We start from the raw sequence: 13380 nt of genomic DNA on the forward strand, positions 1-13380 counted from the left end.
GGGCGCCGCGAGGCCGCCGATTCTACCGGGATTCGTGGGGGCGGGCCGCGTGGGCGCGCATGAGTCCGGCGAGCGATTCCTGTCCTTCGGCCTCGAGCGCGGCCGCCACGCCTTCCACGTCCTCCGGGCGGCGGTTCTGCGAGAGCTTGAACTTGCCCTCCAGCCGATCGACCGCGATCTCGAACGCCACGATCGCCTCGAGGAGCTTCGGCGTGTAATCGGCCGGCAGACTCTCCATGCGCCAGGGCGATTGCCGGTCATCCTCGTACGTCCGCGACAGGCGGTCGAGCAGCGGCGCGAGGTCCTGCGGCGCCAGCAATCGGGCGGTGCCGTGCGCGTGCACGACGGCGTAGTTCCACGTCGGAACGCTCGGGTGGTTCGCGTACCAGCCGGGCGAGACGTAGGCGTGGGGCCCTTCGAAGATCACGAGCACCTCCCCTGCCGCCTCGAGCTCTTGCCAGTGCGCATTCGCGCGGGCCACGTGTCCGAGCAGGCGAAGGCGCCCGTCCGCGCCGCGCTCCGGCAGGAAGGGAATGTGGCTCACGGAGAAGCCCGCGGGTCCCGCGGAAACAAGGGCGCCGAATGCATGCGCCTCGACGAAGCGCTCGAGCGTCTCGCGATCGTCGATGCGGAAATGGCGGGGGACGTAGAACGTCATCGCGAAAGCCTCCTGTCGAGATCTGCCAGTTGCGCGGGCGTGCCCAGATTCTCCCACGCGCCCGCGAAGCGCTCGCCCGTGACGCGCCCCTCGTCGATGAACCGGTACGCCCACGGAAAGAGTGCCAGGCGCGTGCCGGACGCAAGGCCCGAAAAAAGCGCCGGGTGGAATACCGCGATGTTCGCGTAGGTGAGGAGCGGCCCGTCCCGGCGCACCCGTTCGCCGGCAAGGCCCATGTCCCCCGCCGGATGGTACGGCGGATTGTCCACGAGCACGAAGTGCGCCGCATGGCGGGCCGGGTCCTTCGCGATCGCCTCGGCCACGCTCGCCAGCCGCGAGTAGTCGTATTCCGTGTAGATGTCGCCGCTCACGACCACGAACGGATCCGGGCCGAGCAGGTCGAGCGCCTTCACGATGCCGCCCGCCGTCTCGAGCGCGGTGCCTTCGCGCGACCACGAGATGCGTACGCCCCAGCGCGACCCGTCTCCCACCGCAGCCTCCAGCTCCCCGCCCAGGTACGCGTGGTTGGCGACGATGCGGCGGATGCCCGCCGCGGCCAGGCGTTCGAGTTGCCAGCCGATGAGGGGCTTGCCGCCGACCGGAAGCAGGGGCTTGGGCACCGCGTCCGTGAGCGGCCGCATGCGCTCGCCGCGGCCCGCCGCGAGGATGAACGCCGGGGGCATCATCGCGGCGTCTTCGGGGTCATCGGGGTTCGCCGCCGGCGTGCGCGCCCGCGCCTTCGAGCCGGTCCAGCAGCCTCGCAAGGGGCGCGAGCTCGCGGTATCGCGCGCATGCGTGGCGCACGTAACCGGCGAAGCGCGGCGTGTCGTCGAGATAGCCGGGCTTGCCGTCGCGATAGTGGATGCGCGCGAAGATCCCCATCACCTTGAGGTGACGCTGCAGGCCCATCCACTCGACATTCCGCCAGAAATCGGCAAAGTCGGCGCGAACGGGCAGGCCGCGCTTCCTCGCCGCCTCCCAGTAGCGCACTGTCCCGTCGAGGACGCGCTCCTCGTCCCAGCTCACGAAGGCGTCGCGGTAGAGCGAAGCGACGTCGTAGCTGATCGGCCCCATCACGGCGTCCTGGAAGTCGAGCACTCCCGGGTTGGGCTCCGACACCATGAGGTTCCTGGGCATGAAGTCGCGGTGCACGAAGACCTGCGGCTCGGCGAGGTTGGACGCAAGAATGCGCCGGAAGACATTGTCCAGATCCTCTCGCGCCGGCGCATCGAGCGTGACACCCAGGTGCCGTGCGACGTACCAGTCCGGGAAGAGCGAAAGCTCGCGGCGAAGCAGCGTCTCGTCGTAGGACGGCAACTCCCCCTCGCGGCTGGCCGCCTGCCAGTCGAGCAGCGTCGCGATGGCGTCGCCGAAAAGCCGGTCGGTGTTGCCGCTGTCGAAAGCCTGCAGGTAAGTCTGCCGGCCCAGGTCGGTGAGCAGGAGAAAGCCCTGCGCGAGGTCCGCCGCGATGATCTCCGGCACGTGCATGCCGGCCGCGCGCATGAGGGCGGCGACCTTCACGAAACTCCGGCAATCCTCGCGTTCGGGCGGCGCGTCCATCGCGACCCACGTGCGATCCTCCGAGAAGACGCGAAAGTAGCGGCGAAAGCTCGCGTCGGCGCTGGCCGGTTCGCGCGTGTACGCGCGCCCGCCGAGGGCGTCACGAAGCCAGGCGTCGAGCGCCTCGAGGCGGTCCATGGGGAGTGAAGCGCAGGGTCTTTCGCGTGTATTCTTGCCGATTCTAGCATCGCGCCGCCCCCCTCTTCCCCGATGGTCCGCCGCTTTTCCACGCTCGTCCTCGCCTGCGCATGCGCCCTGCCGGCATGGGCGGAGGAAGGGATACCCCTGAAGCTCGACCGCACGCTCTCCGCGCCGCCGTCCAGGATCCAGCGCGACGCCGTGCGGTTCTTCTCGGCCGACCGCCTCACGGGCGACGAGGCGCAGAACGTCACCGCCTCGGGCAATGCCATGCTGCGCCAGCGAGGCGCCACCATCAGCGCGGACCTGGTGGAGTACACCGCCGAAACCGACATCGCCGTCGCCACCGGCCATGTGCGCCTCGAGCGCGAGGGGAACACCGCCATCGGCCCGAGACTCGTCTACCAGGTCGAGGAAGGCACCGGGGAGATGGAAAGGCCCGTGTTCGAGATTCCGAAGCGCGAGGACCGCCGCCATGCCTCGCGTGGCTCGGCCGAGCGCGCCGTGATCGAGGGCGAGAACAAGAGCCGTTACTTCAACGGGGAGTACACGACCTGCCCCGTCCCGCGCGACGACTGGAAGCTCAAGGTGAGCGAGCTCGCCGTCGATGGCAAGGGCCAGGTCGGCACCGCCTACCACTCCTCGGTCTGGTTCCTGGGCGTGCCGCTCCTCTACTCGCCCTGGCTCACCTTCCCCATCAACAACGCGAGGACCACGGGCTTCCTCGCGCCCACCCTCGGCTCCTCCGGCCGCGGCGGCTTCGAATTCTCGCTTCCCTGGTACTGGAACATCGCCCCGAACCAGGACGCGACCATCACGCCGAAGATCTTCTCGAAGCGCGGTTTGCAGGTGGGCGGCGAGTATCGCTACCTCTTCCCGACCTTCTCGGGGCAGGCCGACGTCGAGTTCATGCCCCACGACGCGATCACGGACAGCGATCGCTACCTGCTCGCGCTGAAGCACTCGCAACAGCTGCCCTACGGCTGGTCGTTCGCCGTCAACGCGCAAAAGGTTTCCGACGACAACTACTTCCGCGACCTTTCCACGCACGTGGACGCGACTTCGCAGATCAACCTTCCGCGGGACGCGATCCTCGCCTATCACGACGACCACTGGTCGTTCACGACCCGCGCGATCGCCTACCAGACCCTGCAGGACCCCCTGGCTCCCGTCACGCCGCCCTATCGCCAGGTGCCGCAGTTCGTGCTCTCCGGTCTGAAGCAGGACGTTTACGGAGCCGACCTGCAGCTGACGGGCGAGCTCACCAACTACACGCATCCGACGCTCGTGAACGGCCAGCGCCTGATCGTCTATCCCCAGGTATCGCTGCCGATGCGGTGGGCGTGGGGCTACGTGACCCCGAAGGCAGGCTTCAACTACACGCAGTACAACCTCGCGCAGAACAGCGCAGGGCTCAACGACGCGACGCGCAGCGTGCCTCTCGGCAGCGTGGATGCGGGCATGTTCCTCGACCGCCCGTGGGAATTCCAGGGTCGGCGCTACCTCCAGACACTCGAGCCGCGGCTCTTCTACGTCCGGGTCCCGTACCGCGACCAGACGCAGCTTCCCAACTTCTCGACCGCGGAAGTGGACTTCGGCTCCAATTCCCTCTTCCGCGACAACCGCTTCATCGGCGGCGACCGCATCGGAGACGCCAACCAGCTCACGGCGGCGATCACGAGCCGGCTCGTCGAGTCCGACACGGGCCTCGAGCGGCTCAAGTTCACGCTGGGCCAGATCTATTATTTCGACTCGCAGCGCGTGTCGCTCGGCGGCCCGCCGCCGGAAGGCAACCGGTCCGGCCTCGTCGCCCTGGCCACCGGCCAGGTGACGCCAGCGATCGCCATCGACGGCGACTTCAAGTACAACACGGGCCAGAACAATGCCCAGCAATTCGACATCGCCGCGCGCTACAACCCCCGCCCCGGCAGCCTGGTGAACGCAGCCTACCGCTACACGCAGGGGCAGGTGAAGCAGGTGGACCTCTCGGGACAGTGGCCCGTGACCGGGGGACTTTCGGCCGTGGCCCGCTGGAACTGGAGCATCCAGGACAAGAAGCTTGTCGAAGGCCTTGCGGGCATCGAATATAATGCCGGCTGCTGGGAGTTGCGCGCGGTCGCGCACCGATTCATCACCGCCACACAGCAGGTATCGACTTCCTTCCAGATCCAGCTCGAGCTCTCGGGCCTTTCGCGGATCGGCATCAGCCCGCTCGAGACCCTGAGGCAGAACATTTCCGGTTACCGCCGGTCGGACGAAATTTCCCGATGAAGATCACCCGCTTCCTCCTGCGACTGGCCGCCCTGCTCACCGCATTGGCCGCCTTCTCCTCGCTCGCCCAGCAGTCCCCGGCCGCGAAGCTCGACACACGGCTGCCGGCCGCCGGAGCGAAGGTCGTCACCGTCGATCGCATCGTGGCGGTCGTTAACGACGAGGTCATCACGCAGAACGAACTCGCCGAGCGCACTCGCCTCGTCGTCGCGCAGTTGCAGCGCAGCGGCGGGCAGCTGCCCCCGACGGCCATCCTGCAGCGCCAGGTGCTGGACAGGATGATCAACGACCTGGTGCAGCTCCAGCTCGCCAAGGAAACCGGCATCAAGGTGGACGACGCCACGGTGGAAAAGACGATCCAGCGCATTGCCGACGACAACAAACTGTCGATGACGGCCTTCCGCCAGGCGCTGGAGCGCGACGGCATCCGCTATGCCCGGTTCCGCGAGGACATGCGCGGCGAGCTCATCCTTTCCAAGCTGCGCGAGCGCGAGGTCGAGAACGCGGTCGTCGTGACGGACGCGGAAGTGGAGACCGAAGTCGCGCGCGCGGGCAAGGAGCGCGGCGGGGACATCGAGTACCAGTTGCAGCACATCCTGGTGACGGTGCCCCAGCAGGCCACGCCGGAGCAGATCGACAACCGCCGCAGGCGCGCACTGCAGGCGCTCGGCGAATTGCGCAAGGGCGCAGCCTTCGCCCAGGTCGCGGCCTCCTTCTCGGATGCGCCCGACGCCCTGCAAGGCGGAACCCTCGGCTGGCGAGCCGCCGGCCGGCTCCCCTCGCTCTTCCTCGATGCCCTGGAGAAGATCCAGCCCGGCGAAGTAACCGACGTCCTGAGGAGCCCCAACGGCTTCCACATCGTGAAGCTCCTCGACAAGCGCGGAAAGGACAAGGCGCCCGCGATCACCCAGACCCACGCCCGCCACATCCTCATCCGGGCCAAGGAGGGAGTGAGCGAAGCCGACGCGCGCGAGCGCCTCGTTCGCCTGCGCGCTCGAATCGAATCGGGGGAGGACTTCGCGGAACTCGCGCGCGTGCACTCCGACGACGGCACCGCCTCCAAGGGAGGCGACCTCGGCTGGATCTCGCCTGGCGAGACGGTCCCGGAGTTCGAGCGCGCCATGAATGCCCTGCGTGACGGTGAACTGAGCCAGCCGGTGCAGACCCCGTTCGGCTGGCACCTCGTGCAGGTCCTCGGGCGCCGCAGCGAGGAGATGAGCGAGGAGCGCAAGAAGCTCGCCGCCCGCCAGACCGTGCGCGCCCGCAAGGCGGACGAGTCCTACCAGGACTGGCTTCGCCAGACGCGAGACCGCGCCTTCGTCGAAGACCACCTCGAAGAACGCTGATCCCGGCATCGCGACGCTCCAGACGCGCATGAACCCCACGCCCCGCATCGCAGTCACGGCGGGCGAGCCCGCCGGAATCGGCCCCGATCTCTGCGCGATCCTCGCGGCGAGGCCCTTTGCCGCGAGCCTGGTCTTCATCGGCGATCGCGACGTCATCGCCGATCGCGCGAAACGGCGCGGGCTCGCATTCGAGCTTCCCGGCTATTCGCCCGGCCCGCCCGCTCCGTTTTCGATGCTGCACATCGCCGCGCCCGCAGCGGTGACGGCGGGGCGCCTCGATCCCGCCAACGGCCGGCACGTGCTGGCGCTCCTCGATCGTGCGCTCGACGGCTGCCGGGAAGGCGAGTTTGCCGCCATGGTCACGACGCCGGTGCAGAAGTCCACGATAAACGACGCTGGCGTCCCCTTCAGCGGGCACACCGAATACCTCGCCGAGCGCACGGGCACGGCGCGCGTCGTGATGATGCTGGCCGGCGGCGGGCTGCGCGTGGCGCTCGCCACGACCCACCTGCCGCTGTCGGCCGTGCCCGCCGCGATCACGCGCGAGGGCCTCATGGAAACGCTGCGCATCGTGGACCGGGACCTGCGCAACCGCTTCGGCATCGACCGCCCGCGCCTCCTCGTGGCAGGCCTGAATCCGCACGCCGGCGAGTCCGGGCACCTGGGCCGGGAGGAGATCGAAATCATCTCGCCGGCCCTCGAGGCCTTGCGCCGCGAGGGACTCGCGATCACGGGACCGCTGCCTGCCGACACGCTTTTTACGGCCCGCCTCCTCGCCGGCGCCGACGCCGTCGTGGCGATGTACCACGACCAGGGGCTTCCCGTGCTCAAGCACGCCAGCTTCGGGCATGCGGTCAACGTAACGCTCGGCCTGCCGGTGATCCGCACCTCGGTCGATCACGGAACCGCCCTCGACCTGGCCGGTGCGGGGGAACTGGACTCCGGCAGCCTTGAAGCCGCCGTCGAGCTCGCCATCGACCTCGCGCAACGCGCGCGCGGCTAGAAGCCGCGATGCTGCCGCGACCGAAGAGGCGGCTGGGCCAGCATTTCCTGACCGACCGCCACTACGTCGAGCGCATCGTCGCCGAGATCGCCCCCAGGGCGGGCGAGACGATGGTCGAGATCGGGCCGGGACCCGGCGCGCTCACGGAGAGGCTCGCAGCGGTGGTGCGGCCGCTGCACGTCGTCGAGATCGATCGCGACCTTGCCGCGGATCTTCGCTCGAGATTCGACTCCGGCTCGGTCGTCGTGCACGAGGGCGACGCGCTCGCCTTCGATCTCTCCTCGCTTCCGGCCGGCCTGCGCGTGGTCGGCAACCTGCCATACAACATCTCCACGCCGCTCCTGTTCCACGTGGCGTCGTTCGCCCCGCGCGTGCGTGACTGCGTCTTCATGCTGCAGAAGGAGGTGGTGGAGCGCATGGTGGCCGACCCGGGGACGCCGGATTACGGCCGGCTTTCCGTGATGCTGCAGTATCGCTTCGAGATGGCGCTCGCCTTCCGCGTGCCGCCCGGCGCCTTCACGCCGCCACCGAAGGTCGATTCCGCCATCGTCCGCATGGTGCCGCTGGGCCCCGGCAGGCTTGCGGCGCGCGACGAGGCGCTCTTCGCGCGGATCGTGATGGCGGCCTTCACGCAGCGCCGCAAGACGCTTCGAAACGCGCTGCGAAGGGTCGCCGGTGACGAGATTTTCTCCCGGACAGGCATCGACCCCGGGCTTCGCGGGGAGACGCTGTCGGTCGCCCAGTTCGTCGCGCTCGCGGACGCCGCGACCGCCCCCTAGGCTTTCTGGATGAACTCGATCTTGTAGCCGTCGGGGTCCTCGACGAAGGCGATGACGCTGCCGCCATGCTTCATCGGGCCGGCCGGCCGCGTGACCTTCCCGCCCTTGGCCGCCACGTCCGCGCAGGCCTTGTACGCATCGGGCACCGCGACCGCGATGTGCCCGAACGCGTTGCCCAGGTCGTAGGACTTCGTCTCCCAGTTGTGCGTGAGCTCGATCACTGCGCCCTCGGACTCGTCTGCGTAGCCCACGAAGGCGAGCGTGAACTTGCCGTCGGGATAGTCCTTGCGGCGCAGGACCTTCATGCCCAGGACTTCGGTATAGAAGCGGATGGATCGCTCCAGGTCGACGACGCGAATCATGGTGTGAAGGATCTTCATGGTGCCCTCTTCAATCGCTGCAATTGACTTGCCCGGTATCGCGCTGCCCGCCGGCAGTGGGCGACATGAACTCCCAAAGGCATTCATGGTTCCCCGCCGCCGGTTCTAGAAGGACCGGTACAGATGGTCGCTCGCCTCGAGCTCCTCGCGCAACTGCCTGTACTCCGGGCACAGGCGTTCGACCTCGGCCCAGAAATCGCGCGAGTGGTTCATGTGGCGCAGGTGCGCGAGTTCGTGGCAGACGACGTAGTCGACGAGCGCGGGCCGCGCCTTCACGAGGCGCCATGCGAGACGCACTTCGCGCCGGCTGTTGCAGCTGCCCCAGCGCGAGTTGGCCGAGGAAAGCATCACGCGCGGCGGCGCGAGGCCCGCGAGGCGCGAGAAGAAGAAAGCGCGGTGGGCGAGGTGGGCCAGAGCGGTCCTCCGGTACCACGCCACGACCGCGCGCTTCACGATTTCCGCTTCCGCGCCCGGCACCGTGACGCGAAGTTCGGCTCCTGCGATCTGCGCGCCGGCGCGCCGCCCGGCCAGGAGGCGGAGCGTCAGCGCTTCACCGAGGAAAGGCAGGCTGGCGCCATCATCCCAGCTCGGCGCGGGCACCTGGCGCTGTCGCCAGACGGCCAGCTTGTCCCGAACCCACGACTCGCTCTCGAGCACGAACCTTTCGACGCGCGCGAGCGGGATCGTGAGGGGCGCGCTCACGGTGAGGCCCGAGGCATCGACCTTGAGGCCCACGCCACGGCGGCCGCGGCGGCGCACCAGCGTGTAGTCGAGGGGCTCGCCAGCGAGCGCGAGCGTTCGGGCTTCCCGCGACGCCGGGTCACGCCTCGGCATAACGCTCCGGATTGAGCTTGCGCATCTCGCCCTCGATCCACTCCTCGACTTCGCGGTTCACGCTCAGGGCGTCCCGGCCGGCCGTCTGGATCAGCGGGCCGATCACCACCTGAACGGTCCCGGCGCGCTTGCGGAAAGCATACCGGCCCCACACCTCGCCGGCGTTGTGCGCGATCGGCATGATCGGCGTGCCCGTCCGCGTCGCAAGCGTCGCGCCCCCGATGCCATAGCGGCCGCGCTTGCCGACGGGAACGCGAGTGCCTTCCGGGAAGATCGTGACCCACAGCCCCTGCGCGATGCGCTTCTTCCCCTGCTCGACGATCTGGTCGCGCGCCGCCACGCCGCTCTTGCGGTCGATGGCGATCGAACGCACCGCCGCGAGCCCCCAGCCGACGAAGGGGAGCCACAGGAGTTCCCTCTTGATGATCCAGCACTGGTAGGGAAAGGTCCCTTCGATGAAGAGCGTCTCCCACGCCGACTGGTGCTTGGCCATGATGACCGCGGGCCCCCGCGGCACGTTCTCCTGTCCGCGCACGACGTAGCGGATGCCACAGGACCACTTCGCCCACGTCACCAGCCACCGCGCCCACATCGCCGCGGTAAAGAGCGCAGCGCGATAGCTGAACAGCCCGCACACCGGCACCAGCACGCCGAAGAACGAGGTGATGATGACCGCGCCCACGAGGAACAGGGCTGAGCGCAGCGCCGTCATTCTTTCGCCGCGACGAGGTGGCGGGAAACTTCCGCGAGGTCCGCGAAGACCAGGGTCTTGCGTGGCAGCCCGCCGATTTCCTGCGTCTTCTTCCCCTTGCCGGTCAGCACGAGGATGGGCTGGGCGCCCACGGCCTCGGCCACCTGCAGGTCGCGCATCGCATCTCCCACGCAGGGGACGCCCTTGAGGCTCTCCAAGTGCATGCGCGCGGCGATGTCCTCGTACATGCCGGTCTTGGGCTTCCTGCAGTTGCAGTTCTCGGCGTCGGTATGCGGGCAGAAGAAAAGCGCGTCGATCCGGCCGCCCTGCCGGAACACCATCTCCATCATCTTGTCGTTCATGGCGTTGAAGGTCGCCATGTCGAAGAGCCTGCGTCCGATGCCCGACTGGTTTGTGGCCACCACGATCCGGAAGCCGCCCTGGTGCAGCCGGGCGATGGCCTCGATGGAGCCCGCGATCGGCTGCCACTCGGCCGGCGACTTGATGTACTTGTCGCTGTCCTGGTTGATGACGCCGTCGCGGTCGAGGATGACGAGCTTCATGGCTTCAGGCCGCCAGCCGGGAGATGTCGGCCACGCGATTCAGGAGCCGCTCCAGCCCCGTGAGCAGGGCGAGGCGGTTGGCGCGCACGGCAGGATCCTGCGCATTCACGAGCACCTTGTCGAAGAAGGCGTCCACGTCGGCGCGAACGCCCGCGAGCGCCACGAGGGCCGGCTCGAACTGCGCCCGCGCAACCTGATCCTCCACGCCGGGCGTCATCGCGGCAAGCGCCGCGTGCAGGCGCCGCTCCTCGTCCTGTGTGAAGAGCGCGGTGTCCACGCCATCGGATCGTCCCGACTTGTCCAGGATGTTCTTCACGCGCTTGTTGGCGGCCGCGAGTGCTTCCGATTCGGGCAGCCGCGCAAAGGCGGCCACCGCCTCGAGCCTTGCCTTCACCTGGTCGAAACGGGCCGGGCGCTGCGAGACCACGGCCTCGACCTGGTGGGCCGTGAACCCCATCTCGCGCAGGTAGCCGCGCAGCCGGTCGTAGACGAAATCCTCCAGTTCCGCGACCGCCTTGTGCGGGAACGGCTCGAAGGCGAGGCCCACCAGGTCGTGGAAGTCCAGATCGAGTGCGCGCTCGGCCAGGATGCGGATGATGCCCAGGGCGGCGCGGCGCAGGCCGAAGGGATCCTTGTCCCCCGTGGGCACCTGCCCGATGGAGAAGAAGCCCGCGGCCGCATCCAGCCGGTCGGCCAATGCCACCGCGATGCTCACGTCGCCGTCGGGAAGTTGGTCCCCCGCGAAGCGCGGCCAGTAGTGCTGCTCGATCGCGCGCACGACGGAGGGCTCCTCGTCGCCGGCGAGCGCGTAGTACTTGCCCATGATGCCCTGCAGCTCGGGAAATTCGCCCACCATCAGCGTCACGAGGTCCGCTTTCGCCAGGAGGGCCGCCCGGTCGGCATAGGGCATCCCGGTGGCGCCGCGCGGCAGGTTCATCTGGATGCGGGTCGCAAGCTTTCGCAGGCGCTCGACACGCTCGAGCTGCGTGCCGAGCTTGCCGTGATAGACGACGGTCGCAAGCTGCGCGACGCGATCGGCGAGCGGGGTCCTCCGGTCCGTCTCGAAGAAGAAGCGCGCGTCGGCCAGGCGCGGACGCACCACGCGTTCGTTGCCCTGCACGATACGCGAGGGGTCCGCCGGGCGCAGGTTGGACACGAGGAGGAACTTTTCCGTCAGCTTGCCCGCGGAATCGAACAGCGGAAAGTATTTCTGGTTCTGCCGCATCGTGAGGATGAGGCACTCCTGCGGCACAGAGAGGAATTCGCGCTCGAAGCGGCCCACGTACACCGCGGGCATCTCCACCAGCGCGGTCACCTCGTCGAGTAGCGCCGCGTACTCGCCCTCGGGGCCGAGCGAAGCCGGGGCGCCCGCCGCGACCTCCCGGAGGGCGGCCTCACGCAGGAGGTGAAGGATCATCGAACGGCGCTTGCCGAAATCGACAATCACGCGGCCTTCGCTTTCGAGCCGGGCCTCGTACTCCTGCGCGTTCGCGAGCGCGATGTCGCGCGCGCCCTCGAAGCGGTGGCCGTGCGTGAGGCGCCCGGCCGTGAGCCCCAGCGCGCGAACCGTCACGACGTCGGCGCCATGAAGCGCCACGAGCCCGTGCGCGGGCCGGACGAACTGCACGGTGGTCACGCCGTCCGCAAGCTGGTAGCTCATCACCTTCGGGATGGGCAGTCCGGCGATGGCCTCCTCGAGCGCGGCCTGCAGTCCTTCGGCGAGCGAAACCGAGGGTGCGATCGCGTCGGCAAAGAGCGTCTCTGCCTTGCCCTCGATGCGGCGCTTGAGGGTCGCGGGGTCGATCGATTCCAGGCCGGCCGCGGCCAGCTTCTTGCGCAGCGCGGGGGTGGGCTGCCCGTCCGGGCCGAGTCCTACGGCAACGGGCATGAGCTTGACCTCGACCGACCTGGGCTCCGTGGCGGCGCGAACCGCGGAAATGGAAACCGCCAACCGCCGGGGCGTGGCAAATGCCGTTGCCGCGGAGCCGTCGCCGAGGAATCCACGCTTGCGCAGCCCCGCATCGATGCCCGAAGCGAACGCCTCGCCCAGCCGGTTGAGCGCCTTGGGCGGGAGTTCCTCGGTGAGCAGCTCGACGAGGAGATTCTTCACACCGCGCTCCCCAGCATCGGGAATCCGAGCCTTTCGCGGGATTCGAAGTAGCTCTGCGCCACCGCCTTGGCGAGGTTGCGGATGCGCCCGATGTAGGCGGCGCGTTCCGTGACCGAGATGGCGCCGCGCGCATCGAGAAGGTTGAAGGTGTGCGCCGCCTTCAGCACCTGCTCGTAAGCCGGAAGCGCCAGCTGCTTTGCCATGAGGTGCTTCGCGCCCTTTTCGTGATCGCCGAAATGCCGGAACAGGGACTCGGTGTCCGACTGCTCGAAGTTGTAGGTCGATTGCTCGACCTCGTTCTGGTGATAGACGTCGCGATAGGTCAGCCTGCGCGTGTGCCCACCCTCCTCCCACTCGGTCCACACGAGGTCGAACACGTTTTCGACGCCCTGCAGGTACATCGCCAGGCGCTCCAGGCCGTAGGTGATCTCGCCGGTGATCGGCTTGCAGTCCAGGCCGCCCACCTGCTGGAAGTACGTGAACTGCGTGATCTCCATGCCGTTCATCCACACTTCCCAGCCCAGGCCCCACGCGCCCAGCGTGGGATTCTCCCAGTCGTCCTCGACGAAGCGCACGTCGTTCACCTTCAGGTCGAAGCCTAGAGCCTCGAGAGAGCCCAGGTAAAGGTCGAGGATGTCCGGTGGCGAGGGCTTGAGCACCACCTGGAACTGGTAGTAGTGCTGCAGCCGGTTGGGATTGTCGCCGTAGCGCCCGTCCTTGGGTCGCCGCGAGGGCTGCACATAGCCCGCGCGCCACGGTTCCGGCCCCAGGGAGCGCAGGAAGGTCGCGGTGTGCGAGGTTCCCGCCCCGACCTCCATGTCGTAGGGCTGGAGAATCGCGCAGCCGCGGCTGCCCCAGTACGCCTGGAGGCGAAGGATGATGTCCTGGAAGGTGATCATGATGGACGCCGGAAAGGGGCCTATTTTACGGGGTTCGCCTGCGATGCAGTAGGAGCGCGTTGATATACTTCGCCTGGCGTTCGCCGCCCGGAAGGCTGCGCGTGAATGGGCCCGGGCCCGCGCCCCCCACGACGGACATCCATGGCGC

General features: G+C 68.4%; 13 protein-coding genes. 4 read left to right on the forward strand and 9 right to left on the reverse strand.

Going from position 1 to position 13380, the window contains the following annotated elements; genetic code table 11:
- Positions 1 to 22 precede the first annotated feature (22 nt).
- The 3 genes from IPP91_16385 to IPP91_16395 are packed head-to-tail and all read right to left on the reverse strand — an operon-like array spanning position 23 to position 2356.
- Positions 23 to 658 (reverse strand): FMN-binding negative transcriptional regulator, encoded by a 636-nt coding sequence (locus tag IPP91_16385; protein ID MBL0143634.1) that lies wholly within the window; start codon positions 656 to 658, stop codon positions 23 to 25.
- A complete protein-coding gene (locus IPP91_16390) occupies positions 655 to 1341 on the reverse strand; it encodes a nucleotidyltransferase family protein (GenBank protein ID MBL0143635.1) in 687 nt (228 codons plus the stop codon). The genes IPP91_16385 and IPP91_16390 overlap by 4 nt, the downstream gene beginning before the upstream one ends.
- A 19-nt stretch (positions 1342 to 1360) precedes the next feature.
- Entirely contained in the window at positions 1361 to 2356 is a 996-nt protein-coding gene (locus tag IPP91_16395; GenBank protein MBL0143636.1) for a phosphotransferase, read from the reverse strand.
- A gap of 72 nt (positions 2357 to 2428) precedes the next feature.
- Here IPP91_16395 and IPP91_16400 point away from each other — a divergent pair, with 72 nt between their 5' ends.
- From IPP91_16400 to rsmA, 4 genes are read left to right on the forward strand one after another with little or no spacing between them, the layout of a single operon-like run.
- Positions 2429 to 4627: an LPS-assembly protein LptD gene (locus tag IPP91_16400; protein MBL0143637.1), complete on the forward strand. Its 2199-nt coding sequence runs from the start codon at positions 2429 to 2431 to the stop codon at positions 4625 to 4627.
- The gene (locus IPP91_16405; GenBank protein MBL0143638.1) at positions 4624 to 5973 is read left to right on the forward strand and encodes a peptidylprolyl isomerase; all 1350 of its coding nucleotides are present in this window, start codon (positions 4624 to 4626) and stop codon (positions 5971 to 5973) included. The genes IPP91_16400 and IPP91_16405 overlap by 4 nt, the downstream gene beginning before the upstream one ends.
- A 28-nt stretch (positions 5974 to 6001) precedes the next feature.
- The gene (pdxA, locus tag IPP91_16410; GenBank protein ID MBL0143639.1) at positions 6002 to 6976 is read left to right on the forward strand and encodes a 4-hydroxythreonine-4-phosphate dehydrogenase PdxA; all 975 of its coding nucleotides are present in this window, start codon (positions 6002 to 6004) and stop codon (positions 6974 to 6976) included.
- A gap of 8 nt (positions 6977 to 6984) precedes the next feature.
- Positions 6985 to 7755: a 16S rRNA (adenine(1518)-N(6)/adenine(1519)-N(6))-dimethyltransferase RsmA gene (gene rsmA, locus IPP91_16415; protein MBL0143640.1), complete on the forward strand. Its 771-nt coding sequence runs from the start codon at positions 6985 to 6987 to the stop codon at positions 7753 to 7755.
- Here rsmA and gloA read toward each other — a convergent pair.
- The 6 genes from gloA to glyQ all read right to left on the reverse strand — a co-directional run bounded on the left by gloA (position 7752) and on the right by glyQ (position 13232).
- Positions 7752 to 8135, reverse strand: a complete 384-nt coding sequence (gene gloA / locus IPP91_16420) for a lactoylglutathione lyase (GenBank protein MBL0143641.1) — start codon at positions 8133 to 8135, stop codon at positions 7752 to 7754. The genes rsmA and gloA overlap by 4 nt on opposite strands.
- A gap of 105 nt (positions 8136 to 8240) precedes the next feature.
- On the reverse strand, positions 8241 to 8969 hold the full coding sequence (locus IPP91_16425) for a M48 family metallopeptidase (protein MBL0143642.1): 729 nt from the start codon (positions 8967 to 8969) through the stop codon (positions 8241 to 8243).
- Entirely contained in the window at positions 8956 to 9681 is a 726-nt protein-coding gene (locus tag IPP91_16430) for a 1-acyl-sn-glycerol-3-phosphate acyltransferase (protein MBL0143643.1), read from the reverse strand. Before IPP91_16430 ends, IPP91_16425 begins: the two co-directional genes overlap by 14 nt.
- Positions 9678 to 10223, reverse strand: coding sequence for a D-glycero-beta-D-manno-heptose 1,7-bisphosphate 7-phosphatase (gmhB, locus tag IPP91_16435; GenBank protein MBL0143644.1), 546 nt, complete (start codon positions 10221 to 10223; stop codon positions 9678 to 9680). The genes IPP91_16430 and gmhB overlap by 4 nt, the downstream gene beginning before the upstream one ends.
- A 4-nt stretch (positions 10224 to 10227) precedes the next feature.
- Positions 10228 to 12333 (reverse strand): glycine--tRNA ligase subunit beta, encoded by a 2106-nt coding sequence (locus IPP91_16440; protein ID MBL0143645.1) that lies wholly within the window; start codon positions 12331 to 12333, stop codon positions 10228 to 10230.
- Positions 12330 to 13232, reverse strand: coding sequence for a glycine--tRNA ligase subunit alpha (glyQ, locus tag IPP91_16445; protein ID MBL0143646.1), 903 nt, complete (start codon positions 13230 to 13232; stop codon positions 12330 to 12332). Before glyQ ends, IPP91_16440 begins: the two co-directional genes overlap by 4 nt.
- Between the last annotated feature and the right edge of the window lie 148 nt (positions 13233 to 13380).

It is taken from the genome of Betaproteobacteria bacterium (assembly GCA_016720855.1).
In the GTDB taxonomy this organism is placed as follows: Bacteria; Pseudomonadota; Gammaproteobacteria; order Burkholderiales; family Usitatibacteraceae; genus FEB-7.